Genomic DNA, 17,102 nt, shown 5'->3' with positions numbered 1-17,102 from the left:
GAGATGAAGCACGAGGCTCCGCCCTTAACAGCTCCTCGTTGTCGGCCGACTAAAGAGAGCCCCCCGGAGATTCGGCCACTTCGCCCGTTTGTTGTGGATGGATCAGAACGTCATGGAGCCAGCGGGTTCGCCGGAACTTCGATGCCTGCAAAATCTTCAAGGCTCTCAAGACTCACCGGTCCAGTGCCGCGCAGCCATAACAGTGCCGGCGATGCCCGGCTGAGGGTCTTCTGAACTTTCAGTGGATTATCGCTCGGAGAAAGTTGCACCGGTTTCTCTGCGCCTTCGGTTTACGGACAAGTCAAAAACGTCCGCACGGGAGTAGTGGCCAAGCACGTCAAAGTCATAGTTCCGGGCGTCCCAATCTTTTAGATTGATGGTGCCTACAACGAAGCCTCCTTCCCCGTTCAATGGTGGGGTAACCCAAGATCCATCGGGACCGATGATGCCCGAGCCTCCCGCGAACAGAAGACCTTCTTCGGGGGCGTCCGGGCCGATCCGGCCCGGTACGCCGACAGCAGCTCTTCGGGTACATCCTCGGTGTGGAGGTACTGCGCCGCGCTGACCACAAAACAGCGGCCCTCGAAGGCGTAGGTACGCGCTGCCATCTGGTGCATCTCTGGAGAATCAGGCCAGACTGCGATGTGGAACTGCTCCTGCTGGGCATGCAGCGCCTAGCGGGCCAGCGGATGCCAGTGCGACCACGGGGGCTCTGTTCCAGGAGTTTTGCGCACCAGTGGCGGCCTGCGGCGTCATCCCAGGCTGCGAGTCCGAAGACGCAGGCCGGGTAACAGCCATGTTTCGGGGAAGGTAACGAGTTGCGCCCCCTGAGAGGCAGCGTCCGCGACGTGCTGGGCGGCGCGCTCCAGAGAAGCTTTCAGGTCCAGTACGGCCGGGGGATGTTGGACGATCGCGACGGTGACCCGGTCGGGTGTGTCTTGGATTTTCATTGGGGCGAAGGACAGGTCGGCGCCGCCGAGGGCATCCGCAACAGGTCCCGTGTAGAAGGTCGTCGCAAAGAAGGGGATCATGGCGACGAATCCGATGAGGTAGGCGCTGATGCCCCGCCATGCCCAGCGGCCGTAAGTGCCTTCGGGGTTCAAAATCTCTGAGATGGCGTACTTGCCGCGTCGCACGATGTAGAAGTCGACGAGGTTGACCGCTGTCCACGGCACGAGGAAATAGAGCATAAGGACGACGAAATTGTTGAAAGATGCGGCGATCAACAGCGCAAGATAGTGCAGGTCGCCGCGCAAACCGATGACGACCTCACACTTATGGCATGCAGCGCTATAAATGAAACCAATAGTGGAGCTGCTGAACCGAGAACGGGTATGTTCTGAGGAGCCCTAGCTCAGCGGCGTCATTCTCCGTGCACTCGACCCAAGCTGGAGTCTCAGGCTTGCCTGGCTCCCGCGGGTTGTGGAGCGGGCGTCTGCTCCCGGCGAATGAAATCAGCGACACGTTCTCCTATGAGGATGGCTGTGGCTGCCGGGCCTCGGGTGGGTGCGGTGGGCAAGATTGATGTATCGCCAATTCGGAGGCCCTCTACTCCGTGGACGCGGCCGTATTGATCGACCACGGTGTCTGGGTCGTCTGGTGGACCAAATTTCGCGGTACCGCAAAGATGGATGGCGGTTCCGAGATGTGCTCGTATCCAGGCGTCAAGCCGGTCATCGTGCTGCAGCGTACTCTCTGTGAGTTCCGTGAAACTCCCGAATATCTGGCTAAATGCCGACGACTGAAGTAGCCGGGCAGCAATGCGGACGGCTTCCCGCATCCGTTCTATGTCGCTCTTCGTGGACAGATAGTTGAAGTCTATGCGCGGCTGGATATCCGGATCGCCTGATTCCAGCGTAATTTTTCCGCGTGAGGTTTCAGCTTGCAGGGATACGAGGAAGGCAAGGTCGTCCTGGTGAAGAACTTGTTGGGTGAATCGACGGGGTGAGACCCCTTGCATGGCTTTCACGAAGCCAGTTCGATAGGGAATAAGCTCATCTGGTCCGCCGACGGCGCTACGTGGGTTCCCCGTCAGCATGTAGCCCATGGGCTTGAGGAGCGGGAGTATCTCAAGGTCGCCAATGCAATGGGAGCCACTGGCCGTGAAGTTGAGAACGTCTGCCATGGATTGTGTCGTGCCGTAGTCGACCAGGGGGATCTTGGATCTCCAGCTAATGGCGATGTTGGGGTGGTCGCTGAACTCTTTTCCCACGCCAGGCAAATGTTTGATGACTGGAATGCCGAAGCTCTCCAGCTCTGCTTTGGGTCCGAGCCCGGAAAGAAGCAGGATGTGCGGTGTCTTGACTGCGCCGGCGGCAAGAACAATTTCGTGGGCTTTGATCGTGGTCAAGGCTCCGTTGCGAAGAACTTCGACGCCTGTCGCGCGGGTACCTTCGAACAGAACCCGATGCACCAAGGCGTTTCCCTCAACTGTCAGGTTGTCGCGATCCCGTACCGGATTGATGTAGGCGCAGCCGGTGTTAATCCGTTGGCCGTCAACGCTATTAGTTGGCATAGGGCCATAGCCTGGGCGGCCATCTTGACTATTCTTGTCCGGCTCCATCGGATAGCCGAAGTCTTTGACGGCGCGCGCAAAGGCAATGGTCACGGGATGACCTTGCGGTGGCCGTGAGATGGTCATTGGACCATGGGAACCATGCTCTTCTCCGTGCCCAAACTGCAGGTCCTTCTCAAGTTTTCGGTAGAAGGGCAGCACCTTGTGCCAGGCCCACTCGTCATTTCCTCCTGAGGACCACTTCTCGAAGTCGTGCTTTCTCGCACGGATGAAATAGGTTCCGCTTATCGCCGTTGAGCCACCGAGGATGCGGCCGCGGGCTATGGAATAGGGCCGGTCAGGTGTCAGGTGGCCCATGAACGACCAGTTGTTGGGATGGCCAGGCATCGCCCCTTGCACCGTGCCCGCGTTGAGCAGCCCGGGGGGAAAAGCCTCCCTGCTCTCAGGGACAGGCCCCGCTTCCAACAGCAGCACGGAACGTTGAGGGTCCTCGCTCAGGCGCGCGGCCAGCGGAACTCCTGAAGCGCCGGCGCCGACCACAATGACGTCATACTTCATTTCGTAGTTTCCAATCCGTGCATCTCCATCACCCGGCACAACGGCTAGTCCGTGATTGCCCCGCCTGTCGGGTAACTTGGCTGTTCCCGGGAAGGCAAGGCTCGAGCCCTCTCAGTTGGGGTTTCTCCTTACGTCGGGAAGCAGGCAACGCAAAGACCTGCCTTTCAGCGCACCGAACCAAACGCCGGCCCCATATGCCAGATCGTCCAGACGCCGTGCGACGGCAAACCGGAAAGGATCGAGCCGAGGACGTGTGCGGCGGTACTCCCATGCTGCATCCGCTATGGCGGACACTATGAGGGCTCGCCGCAGCCTGCGGGAGAAGATGCTGCCAGCGACCGCCAAGGGCCACCAATGGCGAACAAAAAGTGCTGTTGTCTGTGTTTCTGCGGCCAGTACTCCGCGTGCCGCCAGGCTGGCCCCTAGCCGGATCGGGTGCCCGCTTTTGCCGAGCTTCCTAGAAATGCGCCAGCCGGCGAAGATAGAAATTGCCCCCGCTGCCGGAATCGACCACCTGCGCTGGCAGAGGATTACAGCGACAACCGCGACCGACCAGGGCGCGAAAACTGCTGGCGCAATTGCTTCGGAATGCCGGAGCGAAAGGAGGTGAGCCGAGCTTCCGTAAAAGGCTTTTCGTGACAACCAGTCAATGACGGTCTGCCGGTGCTCGTGCCACACTTTCGCCTCAGGTTCAAACCGCACCCGCCACCCATTCTCCACTAGGCGCCACACAAGGTCGACGTCCTCTCCGACGCGGTTGTCTGGGTTGAATCCTCCATCCAGGGCGTCGACTCGGGCGAGAAGAAAAGCCCCCGGAAGCCAGGAAACCGGAGAACGCGGACGGACCGTGGCCGGGTAAAGACCCAGATCGAGCGACGATCGGGCCTCCTCATATCGCTCAATCCAGTTCATTCCTTTACTGCTATCCAAACCGAGTACCCGGGGACCAGCCAGGGCCACACGCGGGTCATTGAAGTGCTTAAGGAGTAGCGGGATGGTGTTTGGTGCGATGACAATGTCGGAATCTGCAAAGGCCACATACTGGGTGGTTGCATGCTTGAGCCCTTCATTGCGGGCACGAGCGACGCCGCCGTTGACGGCCAGGCGCACGAGCTGGACGTCGTGCTTCTCGGCCACGGCACGGATGGCCTCCGGGTCGGGAGAGCAGTCATCTACGACAATTACACGGTGCTGGCTTCCGATGCTGGTCAGCAATCTATCCAAGGCAAGGGGGCGTCCGAACACCGGAACAACCACCGATACTGATGAGATGTCGAGGTCCGGGAGGGACGTTAGCACCGGGTCGGCCATACCGGCCTCTAGCAGCCGGTCAACCAGCAGGCCACTTCCGGTGTCGGTGACGACGACTGTTCTGTTCACAATCATCTTGCTGGCTGTTTTCGAAAGGTAAAGCACGCGTGTGGGGGAACCGCCAATAAGTTCCCGTCCCTCGCCGGCAATCCTGACCCGCCGATTCAGCTTAACGGCGAATCCCTTGGCTAGTTTTAGTTGAGGAGTGCTCATGCCCAGTCCCCGGGTGCTTGAGGGCTGTGAGTCTGCGGCGTGGCCAGTGCACTGTTGAGGGTGAGCATTCCGTTCCTGTCCGTGACGCCATCTGAGATGCGGCGCCGAGCGTCGTCAGCCATTTGCCCCAGCAAACGCAGACCTTCGGCAGCGCTTGCGCCGGTGGGATCGCCTAGCACTCCGGAGGGGGAGACGGCGCTGACTCCTCCGGCCTTCAGCTGAGGGAGAATGTCAGGAAGCGGTCCGATGTGGCCTGCCGTGCTTCGTTCCAAGCGGACCGTGTCCGGTTTGAGGTGAAGTATCAGCGAAGTCTCCATCCGTCCGGCGTGGAGATCGCTGCCCTCGGCGACACAGGGCAGCCACGCAATGTCATGTTGCTCGGCGACCAGTTGGCGCACAGCCTTTGAAAGACCGGCAACGTTTCCACCGTGGGCGTTGATGAAGATGATTCGTCCAGCCCAGGTGGATAGGGACCGGACAAGCTCGATGACAAGAAACGTCAGCGCAGCAGATCCAATGGATGCAGTTCCGGCGAAGGACTGGTGCTCCCCGCTGGAGCCGTAACTCACTGGGGGAGCCACCAATACGTGATCGCCGATTCTTGTAGCGACTGCTTCTGAAACGGCAGTCGCGACGACAGTGTCCGTGTTCAGCGGCAGGTGGGGCCCATGTTGTTCGGTAGACCCGATAGGGACAATGACCATGGGTCGCTCACGTACATCAGGCCAGGCGAGGCCACCAAGCTCGTGCTGGCGGAGAGTCACGAACGAACTGCCGCAGGAACACCCAGTTCTCGAACAAACCCGGGAGGAACAATAAGGTGCTCGGGTCGAAGGTCATGCACCGAAGGGACGCTAAGGCCAAGCAGGGCAGAGTCGATACCTCCGCGCAGGATGTCGAGGACGTTTTCCACACCGGCCTGCCCGTTCGCGGAAAGCCCCCACAGGTAGGCACGCCCGATCATCACTGCCCGGGCCCCAAGGGCCAGCGCTTTGACGACATCGCTGCCGCGGCGGATCCCGCCGTCGAGGACGATCTCTATCTGGTCGCCCGCGGCGGCGGCAATGGACGGCAGGACCCGGATGGGTGCCGGGGTGCCGTCGAGGTTGTTGCCTCCGTGGTTGGAGACGGAAATCGCGGTGACACCGGCACCGACGGCGCGCAGTGCATCATCGACGCGGCAGATGCCCTTCAGCATCACGGGGCCGCCCCATTCCGTGGTGATCCATGTAATATCGTCCCAAGTCGGCGGCGGGGTTTTCATCCATTCGTAGTACGCGCCGAAGAATGTGGGCCCTTTCTCGCCCACCGGGGCGAGATTGGGTGCGGTCAGGTCGGGCAGGTCGCGCGCGAACGATGCCAGCCAGCGGGGCTTGAGGGCCACTTCGGGGGCGAGCCTGATGGCGGCCTTGAGGTTGACCTTTTCGGGGATCTCCGGGCTGCCCCAGTCGCGTCCCATGGAGAAGGACCAATCCGTTGTGACGATCAGGCCTTTGGCGCCGGCGGCACGGGCTCGGTCCATTCGACTGACCATCTGGTCCCTGGTTCCGGTCCAATACATCTGGTAGAACGTCTGGGGATTCGCTGCGGTCACTTCTTCTATGGGCTTGGACGCGAACGAGCTTAGACCCACAACGGTGCCACGAGCGGCGGCCGCACGGGCAACCGCGACTTCACCATCGGGGTGCACGGCCTGTACCCCCGTCGGAGAGATGATGACCGGGAGAGAGATAGCTTGACCCATCACTGTTGTAGCCAGGTTCCGCTCGGCCGGGTGGCCGACGACGTGCGGTGCAAAGCCGAGTTCGCCGAAAGCGCCGGTGTTATCGTCGAGTGTCAGCCCACGCTCAGACCCCGCGACCAAGGCCGCGTACACGGAGGCGGGCAGTCGCTTTTTGGCCCGGCGCTGCGCCTCGGCCACGGATTCGAACCAGGGGTTCTGCGCCCAGGGATTCTTGAACATGCTTGCCTTTCGAATGGTTCTGGTGACTACGGCTGGAAGCCGGCGAGCGGACTGGCGGCGCAGGCCGAAACGGGTGGAGCCGATATGTCCGGTCGCATCCCGATCTGCACCATGACGGGCTGTGCCCGCTTTGGGAGCGCTGAGCGCGAGTGGTCTTGACTGGGTTGTGGCCTGCTGCGGTCTCCGGCCAGGGCCACTTCGCCGTAGCCTTGGACGCATTCGGGGTCGGGTCCGTCCAGGGGCAGGCCGGTGAAGAATTTCGCGGCCATGCAGCCGCCGCGGCAGGTGTCGAAGAACGCACATTTGGTGCATGCCCCGGAAGTCTGTGGTGAACGGAGTTCGGTGAACAGCGCCGATTCCTGCCAGACCTCCTTGAATCCCCCTTCGCTGAGCACGTTGCCCGCGAGGAAGGTCTCGTGGATGGCGAAGGGACAGGCGTAGACGTCTCCCACCGGGTCGATAAGGCACACGACGCGGCCGGCGCCGCACAGGTTAAGGCCCGGCAGGCTCTCCCCAAAGGGCGCGAGATGGAAGAAAGAATCGCCGGTCAGGACGTTTTCCCCGTTGGCAATCAGCCAGTTGTAGATGGTGCGCTGCTGTTCGGGCAACGGGTGTAGCTCGTCCCATACGTCGGCCCCGCGGCCGGAGGGGCGAAGACGGGTGAGGCGCAAGGTGGCACCATGCTCATCGGCAATGCGTTTGAATTCATCAAGCTGGCCAACATTTTGCCGGGTCACGACGACGGAAATCTTCGCATCCTTGAAGCCGGCGTCTTTGAGGTTTTCCAGGGCGCGGATTGCGGTGTCGTAGGACCCGGGTCCGCGGACGTAGTCGTTGACGTCGGCCGTTGCGCCGTCGAGGGAGATCTGGACATCGACGTAGGGTGTGGAGGCCAGGAATGCGGCCTTCTCCTTGTCGATGCGGATGCCGTTCGTGGAAAACTTCACGCCAACCTGGTGGTCAACCGCGTACTGAAGCAGATGCCAGAAGTCCGGTCGAATGGTGGGTTCTCCGCCGCCGATGTTGACGTAAAAGACCTGCATGCGCTGCAGTTCGTCAATCACGGCTTCGCACTGCTCCGTGGTCAGTTCGCGCGGGTCGCGCCTGCCCGAAGAGGACAGGCAGTGGACGCAGGCCAGGTTGCACGCGTAGGTCAGCTCCCAGGTCAGGCAGATCGGGGCGTCGAGTCCGAATTCAAACTGGTCCACCAGGGATCCGCCCGTAGGGCGCACCAGAGGGGTGCTGATGCCTTTGCTCATTGTTTGCTTCCTTCACTGGCGCGGATCATGTTGGTTGCGGCGAGACTATGCAGCGCGCCGAGGTAGGCGTGCCACTGGGCTTCGGGAATTCCGGCCTGCACCAGCGCTTCCCGGACGGTCGTGCATTCATTCAGGGAACGCACAACCCTGACGAGTTCGGGTTTCTTGAGGAATGTGAGTTTCCGGTTGCCGAAGTGGTACGCCATCGCACCGAACGGCTCCGGCCGCAGCGCGACGGCCGGGGACAGTGCCCACCCTTCATCGAGCATGGTGCCGGTGCTTGTCATTTTCATGGGTCTACCCGGCGTCTAGTAGACGCCGCACATTCCATCGATGGACACGTCCTCGACGAGGTCTTCGATGACGAGGTCGGCGTCCTCGGAGGTAGCTTTTTCAAGGTTCGGGTTCACGTTTTCCACGGTTTTCTCCTGTACTGACGGATCTCCGGAAAGGGTGCGGAGAAGTACGACTCAGAATAATGGCACTCAGCGCCAAAAAGATAGAGGCAGGCGAAAAGACTGCTAAATTTGTTCTTACGATGACCACAGCCACGAAGCGCTCCCCGGGCCGTCGGGCCGTAACGGATCATGGCTCGATCGAGCGTGCCGCCTTCAGGCTGTTTGAGGAACAGGGCTTTGACGACACCACAATGGAGCAAATAGCCGAGGCCTTGGGCGTAGGACGCCGGACTCTGTTCCGCTATTTCCCCTCCAAGAACGACATACCCTGGGGCCAGTTCGACCAAAGCCTGCGCGATTTCGCCGCGCAGCTGGCAAGCGTTCCGCTCGAGGTACCGGTTTCGGAGGCCGTTCACCGGTGTGTCGTGGCATTCAACGACTTCGACGAACAGTCGTTGCCCCAACACCGCATCCGAATGAGGCTGATTCTGGACACGCCAACACTCCAGGCACACTCCGCTCTCCGGTATGCCTCATGGCGGGCCGTGATCGAGGACTACGTGGCAGCCCGGCTGAAAATGAGGCCGGATGCGCTATTACCGCGCCTTGCCGGCCACGTAAGCCTGGCCTTGGCAGTCTCATCTTATGAGCAGTGGCTTTCTGAACCTGGTAGCGATCTGACGAGCATCCTGCGGACGGCAATGGACGAGCTTCGTTCGTATCTTGGCTAAGCCCCGTGCTGGCCACCAAGACCGGCATCGAAATCGCCGCATTGCGTCCGAGAAGGGCGTCACGGCCTCTCAGCACGCATTCGCCTGGGTACAGCATCAGGGGGCGGCCGCGATCCCCGGAACCAGGCGCCGCCGTTACCTGGAAGAGAACATCGCCGCGACCGAGGTTGTCGAAATGCCTGCCTCGGGCCGCGCATCGCGAAAGACAGACCTAACGGAAATCCACCGCGCAGTCTTCAGCGCTTCATTGCCAGATAGATCTGCCAGATAGATCGTCCGCCAATACCAAAGCCCACCGTGGATGGGTCGCCTAGCGCGCCCTTCGTGGGATGGCTCGGTCGAGTGTAGCCATCAAGAGGATGAGAATCCCGAGCCCTCCAAATACGTACGAGATGATGCGGAGTCCGCTGTCCGTAGCAGTCTGCCCGAAGGCTAGACCGATCAAGCTCGAGGAAAAGATCGCGCCGATGTAGTTCGACGTCCGCAGCAGCCCCGACGCGACGGCGATGTCCTTGACGTCACTTTGATTATAGAGCGCGGCTTGGTTGCCGATACTGCTCAGACCGCCTGTGAGCCCGAAGATCACGCTGAGGACAACCAGCACGAGAATGCTGACAGAGGAGTCTACGAACCCGAGCACCGCAGCCCCGACAACGACACTAACGCCGCTCCAAACCAAGGGTCCGCGAACCTGATTCCGACGCGACACAATTGCCGACGCCACTGCGCCGACCGCAGTCATCGGCAAGAGGACCAAGCCGACCGTCGCGGGGCTGAGACCTCGGCTCTCCTCCATCCACTGGCTCATCCCGTAGAGCACGCAGTACGTGGCGATCATCATCGCGCAGTTGCGTATGTAGGTGCGCACCAACGGATGATTCTGACGGAGCATGCGGACATCGATAAACGGCCGCTGCGCGCGATGCTCCCACCAGATCAGGGCCGCGGCGACGACGATAACGACAGGGACCAGCCACCAGATCGGGTTGCGAAGGTTGGACAGGAATCCGAGCAATGCGAAGATTGCGCCGGCGAACAGGACGATGCCGAGCACATCGAGGGCAGTGACGAGCGATTCGCCGGCCACCCTCGCAACCGGTCGGTCTGCAGGAACCCATAGGAGGGTGAAGATGATGCCGAGGACGCCGATCGGTACGTTGATGAAGAAGATGGCACGCCACCCATATGCGCCGACCAAGAGCCCGCCGAGCGGAAGCCCGAGAGCAACCGTGATCTGCCCCGCGATGGCAATGCTGCCGAGAACTCCGCCGGGGATCCCGGCCTTGAACTGCTCCGCCCGTTCCCGGATAAGGGCCATCGCAGTCGGATAACCGGCTGAGGTTCCAAGGCCGATCAGCGCCCGTGAGACGACAAGCCAGACGAATGTGGGGGCGACCGTTCCGATGATCCCGGCCACAACAACGATGCCCATTCCGATCACGAAGATGCGACGCGCGCCAAAGCGCGTGGAAAGTTTTCCCATCGTCGGCTGCGCAACGGCGCTGGCCAGGTAGACGCTCGCGACCAGCAACGCGGTCTGACCCGCGCTTGCATCGAATGCGTGCCCGATCGCGAGTAGGGCTGTAGCGATGATTGAGCTGTTGATGGGGTTCATCGCCGCCCCCCAAAGAAGGGGTGCTACGAAAGTCCAACCGAACGGTTTGTCGGGCCTGAGCCGCCTGCCGTTGCTCGTGTCAAGCACAGCTAGCTCCGCGTCTTGTCCAGCATCTTCAAGATCTCGGCAGTAGTGCCGGTCTCGCCGAGCATCGGGAAGATGTTCGTGATGCTGTGAAGGTGGTTGACCCCACTGATGTCGGTCATTGCGTCGATCGCCAGTGTCACGTTGAACCCATGCTCATAGGCCGAGCGGGCGGTCGACTCCACGCCGATGCTGGTCGCGATACCGGTCAACACGATCTGAGTGACGCCTAGGTCGCGCAGATGCTCATCCAGCGCGGATTTATGGAACGCTCCCCAGGTCAGTTTGGTGACTGTGTGATCATCCGGGTGCTGATTCAGTTCGGGAACCAGGTCCGACCAACCCGCAGCGACTTCATGGTTGCCGCTGCCTTGATCTGTACGCCCGGGTGCGTTGCCCGCCACGTTGACCAGCACCACTGGCAGGTTATGTCTCCGAAAAGCTGCAGCCAACTGTGCGGCACGCCCCACGACGTCGTCAGGAGCATGCGCCATCGGATATGCAACAATCCCTGCCTGTAGATCGACGGCAATGAGGGCGGTGCAGGTGTCAAGTGTGGTGATAGGCATTGAGGTTCGCTTTCATTGTCGAGCATGGGAGTAAAGCGGAAGTGGTCGGCGTCCCCGGTGCGCAGACATGGGCCGTCCCGGCAGGGACGGCCGAACCCGAAAAACTGAAGAATGGCTAAGGGAGAGCGTTCGGTGCAACAAGGCGGCGCAGCAAATTCGCGCAGGCGATCAACTGCGCCTGCTCATCGACAGTCAGGTTGGTCTTCATCGCAATGGACAGCCAATCTCCCCGAGCATCCCGTTCGCGAGCCAGGGTCTCTTTGCCAGCGTCGGTAACCCAGAGGACTGTTCGACGGAGGTCGCCCGGGTCGCGGCTTCCCACGACCAAGCCGAGCTCCTCAAGTACGGCCACAGTCGCGCTCATGGACTGGCTACGGACTCCTTCAGAGCGAGCGAGGCCGGTAACGGTCGACGGCCCTTCGCGGTCCAAGCGCGACAAGACGGCACCTTGGGACCAGGTGAGACCCTCGGATGATTCCTCTCGAAGTCTGCGAAACACCATCCCCAGCGCGACCCGCAGTTCCGTGACTCTGGCGTCGACGCCATTCCCGATGCCGTGGAGGTTGTCAGTTTTGGAATCCATGCTGGCGACGTTACTAGATGCACAGGCAAACTACCAAGTTTACCTGCCAATTTAATCTGCCGATGAAGGCTGCGAACCATGCGGCGCCTCGGGTGAATATCGCGTTCACCTGTTGTTGGTGGTTGACGGTCCAAGCTCCAAGGAAGGCGACCCGGCAAGGTGCCGGAATCGGATGGCCGCACAATTTCTGGGTCCGCTAAGGGTGCGCCTGCTTCGGTTCGCAGATCCGGCGGGCGGCCTCGACGACGGCGGCGCGGTGCTCGGCCAGTCGCTGCGCCGACCAGGGCTGCGCGTCCGCGCCTTCGCTGGCCCAGAACCATGCCTGGGCGGCGGCGAGGACCATGGTCAGCAGATCTTCCGGTCCCATGTCTCGGGCCAGGTCGCCGCGCTGCTGTGCCTGGGCAACCTCGGCGGTTTTGTGCGTGAAGGCGTCTGGCTCGAGTCCGGTGGCGGATGGACGTTCCAGGAGTTTCCATAGCCGCAGGCGCATGAGGTCGGGTCGGGCGACGAGGTGGTCGAAGATCGCCGCCGCGTATCCGGGCAGGTCAACTACCTCGAACGGCACCGACTCGGCCCCTGCCGTCAGTGCCCGTCGCAGGACCTCGTCGAACAGCTGCTCCTTGTTACCGAAGTAGGCGTAGATCAGCCGCTTGTTCGCCCCGGCGGCGTCGGCGATCCGGTCCACCCGGGCCCCGGCAATGCCGTACGCGGCGAATTCGGTAAAGGCGGCGTCGAGCAATCTGGCCTGGGTGGCGCTGGAATCACGTGGCATGTCGGCCACCCTAGCAAGTAACTATCTAGTTATTGACTCCCGAATCACCCTCGGCCTACGGTAAGTATCTATCCAGTTAGTTATCGACAGAGGAAGTTCATGGAACACTGCACACTGGGCCGCCCGGGCCTGACCGTGGGCGCTCAAGGACTCGGCTGCATGGGTATGAGCGCCTTCTACGGTGCGACTGACGAGGCCGAGTCGCTGGCCACGATCGACCGTGCGCTCGAGCTGGGCGTCACTTTGCTGGATACAGCCGAGAGCTACGGCCCCTTCGTCAACGAGCAGCTCCTCGGCAGGGCGCTGGCGGGTCGCCGGGACGAGGCTGTCCTGGCAACCAAGACCGGCGTCGAAATCACAGACGACGGCAGCGTACTCGGCCTCAATGGCCGGCCGGAGTACATAGGCCGGGCCCTCGAACGTTCCCTGCGGCATCTGGGGACCGATTACGTCGACCTGTACTACCTGCACCGCATAGACCCCGGGGTGCCCATCGAGGAGTCCGTCGGCGCGATGGCCGATCTGGTAGCCCAGGGCAAGGTTCACCACATCGGTGTATGCGAGGCATCCGCCCAGACTATCCGGCGTGCCCACGCCGTGCATCCACTCACCGCCGTCCAGACCGAGTACTCGCTCTTCGAGCGAGACATCGAACACAACGGGGTGCTCGACACCCTCCGGGAACTGGGGATCGGCCTGGTAGCTTACTCCCCGCTGGGGCGTGGCTTCCTGACCAGTGCCATCACCAGCCCCGATGATTTCGCCGAGGACGATTGGCGCCGGACTGACCCCCGCTTCCAGGGCGAGAACTTCGACCACAACCTCGACGTCGTCCGCGAGGTCCGCCGCATCGCATCCGCGAAGGGCGTCACGCCCTCTCAGCTGGCGCTCGCCTGGGTACAGCATCAGGGAGCGGTCGCGATCCCCGGCACCAAACGCCGCCGCTACCTGGAAGAGAACGTCGCTGCGACCGAAGTTGCCCTCACCGTTGAGGACGTTGCTGCCATCGAGGCGGCGGCTCCCCGCGGCGTGGTTACCGGCGCCCGCTACGCGCCCGAGATGATGGGGACGCTCGACGGCTGAGACCTAGCTACTCGATCCCGTGGAACTGGCCACCGCCTAGCCGTCAATCAGTCTTGGCGGCCGAGAGTTCGTCCTAATCGGTCGTGTATCTGCGGGAGCTGGTTGCGTGCCGACTCCACGCTCAGTCGGACCAGCCGCGCCCAGGCCGCCATTTGCCCCGCTCGCGTGAGCCGCTGAGAAGCGGATTGAGGCAGATCCCGACGTGTTCCAAGGCGGCGTCCATGCTGTGGAGCGCCTTGGCTATCTTGGTCTTGCGCGCAGTGGCCCTGTAGCCGGCCGACCACTGTGGCCCCGGGGGCACCATCTCCGCGGGGAGCTGCATGCGTCGCCGCCTGCTTTCCGAGTGTAGGGCTCTGGTGACTGGCACGGCGTCGAACTCGCAGGTCAAGGTGATGAGTGCCAGATCGACCAGGTCGCGGTAGCGCGAGGACGGGTTCTGAAGGCGGCCGTGGAGCTCGTACATCGCGCACACCTTGTCGGCCACCTGATCGGTGAGCGGGTACACCACGACCTCGGGGAGCTCGGCCAGGCCAGGGACATCGACCACAGGCTTCGGCCGGACCCGCTCGGGCACGGCCAGGAGGTGCAGCTCGCGCGCCAAGTCGATCGGGAAGCTGTCGTATTTGGCGCCGATGTAGGCATTGACACGGATCTCGACGACCGGGTTGGTCCGGCTGTACGAGATCCCGTCTTCGATGACGAAGGTCAGGTGGTCTCCCTCGCGTGAAGCCGTGAGATCCCGGAGCTCGGCAATTGCCTCCTCGCTGACAGCTCACCCAGATGCAGCAGGTCCAGATCCTTGGAAAACCGCGCCTCCGCGAGGCGCATCAGCAGGCTCGCCCCGCCCTTAAGAACCCATTGACCGTCGGGGGCACAGAAGATCAGTGCGAGGAACCGCTGGAACAAAAACTCCCGACGCAGCTCTCCGAGGGCCTGCCCGCAGGCCTTTGCCTCGCTCTTGAGCCGGTCCTCCAGCGCCCGCCGGAAGGCATTAGCGCTGGAGTAGTGGGTTGAGCCATTGACCATGCTCACTCGCTGTTCTCCTGCTTCTTGGGTTCGAAATCTGACAAATTGATGGACTCACTGATCGTGCGGGCAAGCCGGGACATCTCGGCCACCTCCGCATTTTGCTTGGCGAGCCGCTGCATGGCCGGCGACTGAGCCCGCCTCGCGAGATCCGCAACCGCCTTCATCGCTGGCGAGTTGACGATCTGCTCAGTGAGTCGCGCAGCGGGTGCGATCGCGCTCTGGATCGATGCAAGCTGCTCCGAGAGGCGCTGAAGATCCCGAGCGTTACCGGGCATCGGCATCGCACCAGCAAGCTCGACAGCTCGACCGATCGGCACGGAGACACCGGACTCCTGGAGGAATCGTGAGAGGAGAGCCTCACCGTCGCCCATCCGTACGCCGTAGTGGTGCGCATAGGGTCGAAGCGCCGTGGCGAGCTGCTGGTCATCGACTTGCCGTCGAGTGAGCGCATCTCGCACCACGGTCGCTAGGTGCCCGCCGTCAACATGCTCCGCCGCGAGGTCGGCCACGGTCCGGAGGACCGAGGTCACCGGAAGGCCTTCCACTGTCGTCCACTCGCCCGGATCGATCTGGCCGCGGTGGAGCCGGATGTCCGGGCGCCGGGTCTGCTTGCGGGCGCCGCTGATGAACTCAAACCGATCTGCCTCGAGATCTCCAAGCTCGTGGATTGCCGCTGCAGAGCGGTAGGCGACGGCGATCGGGTCCTTGTCGCGAAGGCGTTCGCTTTGGCGGCGGGTCGGGTCCAGGGCAAGCCAGGCCGCACGAAGCTCATCGAGAGGCGACGGAGGAGTTCCCGCCACCCGGTGAACGCCGTGCGTCAGGCGCTCAAGCGCCCCCTGATTGGTCAGTCGAGCTACAGTCTGGGCAGACATGCCGAGACCGCGGGCCTGCGATGTCGTAACGAGGCCCCACTGTTCGGCAGCAAGGTCAGCAAGTGCGAGCGCATCAGACATCATTCCTCCTCACGGTTACTGCAATAGTATACCCTGAAGTGAGTTTTGCAGTATCGATTGCGCTCAATGCAGGTCGCGGCGGTTGCGATATCCGCGTCATTGATTGAGTGGACCCCGGGGCCGCGCTACGAGACCGGTTTGCCGGCGACCCGATTGACGTAGGACTCGGTTGGAAAGTGCAACCTTCCTTGAAACTCAAAGCCGTGGATCCGGATAGTTGTTCCCAGCCTACATATTCGTCCTGTTCAAAGGTCTATAGCCACCCATAGTCGGCCAGTATTAGGCCGGGCTGAAACGCCAACGGAGAGTGGGCACCACTTTGCCGGAGACCTTTGGAAATAGCCGGCGTATCCGGCTCGACACGCCGGACAGGGGAGCCGGATATGGCCGCGCCACTTGAGGCTGTGCCGAGGAGTTCCGTGGGAAGCCCACTCTGGCTGGCCTTCGGAATTTGGAGAGTCTGGCCACGTCCCGCAACACGTGCGCCTACCAGCACTACCGGGAGCTGTGAACGCTGCTTGCCCTGCGCGACGCGCTGCGCACCGGCGACGTGTTCGTGCCGGGCTCGCGTCGCTACTCCGACCCGGCTGCCTACCTGCTGACCCCGGACAAGTGGGGGTTGTGGCGCGCAGAGTTCTGCCAGCTGGTGGGCAAGGCCGCCGACCCCGCCCGCGCGCTGCCCGCGGCCGAGGACGAACTGGGCGAGGCGCTCGGGGAGCTCGAGGTGGTTCTGTCCTCCGTGGGCGGACCGGTGCGCCTGGACAAGGACGGTGATCTGGTGATCTCGCCGCTGTCGGGGGAGGACGTGCCGGCCGGCCATCGCGTCCCAAACTGCCCGCGCCCCAGCGAGGAGGGTGCGGCTGTGGCCCCGGCCTCTTTTGCGCGACCGTAACTACGATTCCGGAGACGCACCGTGCCCGGGCACTGCACCCCTTCCAAGACAGGCTGGGGGACTGAAAGTGCACGGAACCGGGAAGTGTTCCAGCCGTTGCGATCGATAAGAAGGCCTGGGAGCAGGGCAGCATGTCGAAGGAGGGCGTGCGCAGCAATGCCTCTGGAAGGCGGCAGGAACCCGGTCGGCCGAAAGGCGCCGGGCTCTCCCGTGGCCAACGGTTGCAGGCGGACGGGTTCGAGACCGGTGTGCCCTCGTTCTTGGCTCGTTGAAGATGGCGGGTGCGGATCTTGTTGGCAAGTGACCGGGAAGGATCCGCCGGGGTTGTGATCGATTGTGGGGAAAGGTCTTCTTTTGGCGTGGCCACGTCTTCGGGCGGTGTCGCATTTTCCTTGTCGGGAGCAGCGCGCATCTCCATTTGAAAGAATTCCTATTGGATGTTCATTTTGGTCAGGCTAGGCCTGCGGATACTGAAAATTTTCTGTTTCTCCTGATCCGGACGCTGCCCGTGAGCCTTTCGGAGGATTTGGATCTGTAGTCCAATGCGAGATGAGATTTTTAGACTCCTGATCCA

General features: G+C 62.2%; 19 protein-coding genes. 3 read left to right on the top strand and 16 right to left on the bottom strand.

What is annotated here, in order from left to right:
* Nucleotides 1-407: 407 nt before the first annotated feature.
* The 9 genes from ACFVTG_RS16820 to mftA form a co-directional block, all read right to left on the bottom strand.
* Entirely contained in the window at nt 408-608 is a 201-nt protein-coding gene (locus ACFVTG_RS16820; protein ID WP_390282064.1) for a hypothetical protein, read from the bottom strand.
* A gap of 144 nt (nt 609-752) precedes the next feature.
* Nucleotides 753-1,256 carry a cytosine permease gene (locus tag ACFVTG_RS16815; protein ID WP_390282063.1) on the bottom strand — a complete coding sequence of 168 codons (504 nt, stop codon included), beginning with the start codon at nt 1,254-1,256 and terminating at the stop codon, nt 753-755.
* Between the two features lie 140 nt (nt 1,257-1,396).
* Nucleotides 1,397-3,073, bottom strand: coding sequence for a GMC family oxidoreductase (locus tag ACFVTG_RS16810; protein WP_390282062.1), 1,677 nt, complete (start codon nt 3,071-3,073; stop codon nt 1,397-1,399).
* A gap of 111 nt (nt 3,074-3,184) precedes the next feature.
* Nucleotides 3,185-4,597 (bottom strand): mycofactocin biosynthesis glycosyltransferase MftF, encoded by a 1,413-nt coding sequence (gene mftF, locus ACFVTG_RS16805; protein WP_390282061.1) that lies wholly within the window; start codon nt 4,595-4,597, stop codon nt 3,185-3,187.
* A complete protein-coding gene (gene mftE, locus ACFVTG_RS16800; RefSeq protein ID WP_390282060.1) occupies nt 4,594-5,361 on the bottom strand; it encodes a mycofactocin biosynthesis peptidyl-dipeptidase MftE in 768 nt (255 codons plus the stop codon). The genes mftF and mftE overlap by 4 nt, the downstream gene beginning before the upstream one ends.
* Nucleotides 5,358-6,560, bottom strand: a complete 1,203-nt coding sequence (mftD, locus tag ACFVTG_RS16795) for a pre-mycofactocin synthase MftD (RefSeq protein WP_390282059.1) — start codon at nt 6,558-6,560, stop codon at nt 5,358-5,360. The genes mftE and mftD overlap by 4 nt, the downstream gene beginning before the upstream one ends.
* Nucleotides 6,561-6,586: 26 nt before the next feature.
* Nucleotides 6,587-7,819: a mycofactocin radical SAM maturase gene (gene mftC / locus ACFVTG_RS16790; RefSeq protein WP_390282058.1), complete on the bottom strand. Its 1,233-nt coding sequence runs from the start codon at nt 7,817-7,819 to the stop codon at nt 6,587-6,589.
* Nucleotides 7,816-8,106: a mycofactocin biosynthesis chaperone MftB gene (gene mftB / locus ACFVTG_RS16785; protein ID WP_390282057.1), complete on the bottom strand. Its 291-nt coding sequence runs from the start codon at nt 8,104-8,106 to the stop codon at nt 7,816-7,818. The genes mftC and mftB overlap by 4 nt, the downstream gene beginning before the upstream one ends.
* 21 nt (nt 8,107-8,127) lie before the next feature.
* Entirely contained in the window at nt 8,128-8,238 is a 111-nt protein-coding gene (mftA, locus tag ACFVTG_RS16780) for a mycofactocin precursor MftA (RefSeq protein WP_390282056.1), read from the bottom strand.
* Nucleotides 8,239-8,357: 119 nt separating this feature from the next.
* On the opposite strand from mftA, the gene mftR reads away from it, so the two are divergent.
* Nucleotides 8,358-8,948, top strand: a complete 591-nt coding sequence (gene mftR / locus ACFVTG_RS16775; RefSeq protein ID WP_390282055.1) for a mycofactocin system transcriptional regulator — start codon at nt 8,358-8,360, stop codon at nt 8,946-8,948.
* A 310-nt stretch (nt 8,949-9,258) separates the two neighbouring features.
* On the opposite strand, the gene ACFVTG_RS16770 is transcribed toward mftR, so the two are convergent.
* The 4 genes from ACFVTG_RS16770 to ACFVTG_RS16755 all read right to left on the bottom strand — a co-directional run bounded on the left by ACFVTG_RS16770 (nt 9,259) and on the right by ACFVTG_RS16755 (nt 12,571).
* Nucleotides 9,259-10,650, bottom strand: a complete 1,392-nt coding sequence (locus ACFVTG_RS16770) for an MFS transporter (RefSeq protein ID WP_390282054.1) — start codon at nt 10,648-10,650, stop codon at nt 9,259-9,261.
* A gap of 2 nt (nt 10,651-10,652) precedes the next feature.
* Nucleotides 10,653-11,216, bottom strand: a complete 564-nt coding sequence (locus ACFVTG_RS16765; protein WP_390282053.1) for an isochorismatase family protein — start codon at nt 11,214-11,216, stop codon at nt 10,653-10,655.
* Between the two features lie 115 nt (nt 11,217-11,331).
* Nucleotides 11,332-11,799: a MarR family winged helix-turn-helix transcriptional regulator gene (locus ACFVTG_RS16760; RefSeq protein ID WP_390282052.1), complete on the bottom strand. Its 468-nt coding sequence runs from the start codon at nt 11,797-11,799 to the stop codon at nt 11,332-11,334.
* A gap of 196 nt (nt 11,800-11,995) precedes the next feature.
* Nucleotides 11,996-12,571 carry a TetR family transcriptional regulator gene (locus ACFVTG_RS16755; RefSeq protein WP_390282051.1) on the bottom strand — a complete coding sequence of 192 codons (576 nt, stop codon included), beginning with the start codon at nt 12,569-12,571 and terminating at the stop codon, nt 11,996-11,998.
* Nucleotides 12,572-12,670: 99 nt separating this feature from the next.
* Here ACFVTG_RS16755 and ACFVTG_RS16750 point away from each other — a divergent pair, with 99 nt between their 5' ends.
* Nucleotides 12,671-13,654, top strand: a complete 984-nt coding sequence (locus ACFVTG_RS16750) for an aldo/keto reductase (RefSeq protein ID WP_390282050.1) — start codon at nt 12,671-12,673, stop codon at nt 13,652-13,654.
* Nucleotides 13,655-13,775: 121 nt separating this feature from the next.
* Here ACFVTG_RS16750 and ACFVTG_RS16745 read toward each other — a convergent pair whose 3' ends face one another.
* From ACFVTG_RS16745 to ACFVTG_RS16735, 3 genes are read right to left on the bottom strand one after another with little or no spacing between them, the layout of a single operon-like run.
* Nucleotides 13,776-14,351: a nucleotidyl transferase AbiEii/AbiGii toxin family protein gene (locus tag ACFVTG_RS16745; RefSeq protein WP_390282110.1), complete on the bottom strand. Its 576-nt coding sequence runs from the start codon at nt 14,349-14,351 to the stop codon at nt 13,776-13,778.
* An 8-nt stretch (nt 14,352-14,359) separates the two neighbouring features.
* Nucleotides 14,360-14,680: a nucleotidyl transferase AbiEii/AbiGii toxin family protein gene (locus ACFVTG_RS16740; protein WP_390282108.1), complete on the bottom strand. Its 321-nt coding sequence runs from the start codon at nt 14,678-14,680 to the stop codon at nt 14,360-14,362.
* A 2-nt stretch (nt 14,681-14,682) separates the two neighbouring features.
* Nucleotides 14,683-15,636, bottom strand: a complete 954-nt coding sequence (locus tag ACFVTG_RS16735; protein ID WP_390282049.1) for a type IV toxin-antitoxin system AbiEi family antitoxin domain-containing protein — start codon at nt 15,634-15,636, stop codon at nt 14,683-14,685.
* A 550-nt stretch (nt 15,637-16,186) separates the two neighbouring features.
* Between ACFVTG_RS16735 and ACFVTG_RS16730 the strand changes: the two genes are divergently transcribed.
* A complete protein-coding gene (locus ACFVTG_RS16730) occupies nt 16,187-16,528 on the top strand; it encodes a hypothetical protein (RefSeq protein WP_390282048.1) in 342 nt (113 codons plus the stop codon).
* The last annotated feature ends 574 nt before the right edge of the window (nt 16,529-17,102 follow it).

The sequence above is a fragment of the Arthrobacter sp. NPDC058127 genome (assembly GCF_042884555.1).
GTDB lineage: Bacteria > Actinomycetota > Actinomycetes > Actinomycetales > Micrococcaceae > Arthrobacter.
Note: the sequence above shows the minus strand (reverse complement) of the source record. Positions and strands in the feature narration are given on the sequence as shown.

Excerpts from the sequence above, each read along its gene's own strand:
- ACFVTG_RS16755 (WP_390282051.1), bottom strand. The coding sequence starts at position 12,571 with ATGCCACGTGATTCCAGCGCCACCCAGGCCAGATTGCTCGACGCCGCC.
- mftC (WP_390282058.1), bottom strand. The coding sequence starts at position 7,819 with ATGAGCAAAGGCATCAGCACCCCTCTGGTGCGCCCTACGGGCGGATCC.
- ACFVTG_RS16735 (WP_390282049.1), bottom strand. The coding sequence starts at position 15,636 with ATGTCTGATGCGCTCGCACTTGCTGACCTTGCTGCCGAACAGTGGGGC.
- ACFVTG_RS16810 (WP_390282062.1), bottom strand. The coding sequence starts at position 3,073 with ATGAAGTATGACGTCATTGTGGTCGGCGCCGGCGCTTCAGGAGTTCCG.
- mftF (WP_390282061.1), bottom strand. The coding sequence starts at position 4,597 with ATGAGCACTCCTCAACTAAAACTAGCCAAGGGATTCGCCGTTAAGCTG.
- ACFVTG_RS16750 (WP_390282050.1), top strand. The coding sequence starts at position 12,671 with ATGGAACACTGCACACTGGGCCGCCCGGGCCTGACCGTGGGCGCTCAA.
- mftB (WP_390282057.1), bottom strand. The coding sequence starts at position 8,106 with ATGACAAGCACCGGCACCATGCTCGATGAAGGGTGGGCACTGTCCCCG.
- ACFVTG_RS16740 (WP_390282108.1), bottom strand. The coding sequence starts at position 14,680 with ATGGTCAATGGCTCAACCCACTACTCCAGCGCTAATGCCTTCCGGCGG.
- mftR (WP_390282055.1), top strand. The coding sequence starts at position 8,358 with ATGACCACAGCCACGAAGCGCTCCCCGGGCCGTCGGGCCGTAACGGAT.
- mftD (WP_390282059.1), bottom strand. The coding sequence starts at position 6,560 with ATGTTCAAGAATCCCTGGGCGCAGAACCCCTGGTTCGAATCCGTGGCC.
- ACFVTG_RS16760 (WP_390282052.1), bottom strand. The coding sequence starts at position 11,799 with ATGGATTCCAAAACTGACAACCTCCACGGCATCGGGAATGGCGTCGAC.
- ACFVTG_RS16820 (WP_390282064.1), bottom strand. The coding sequence starts at position 608 with ATGGCAGCGCGTACCTACGCCTTCGAGGGCCGCTGTTTTGTGGTCAGC.
- ACFVTG_RS16765 (WP_390282053.1), bottom strand. The coding sequence starts at position 11,216 with ATGCCTATCACCACACTTGACACCTGCACCGCCCTCATTGCCGTCGAT.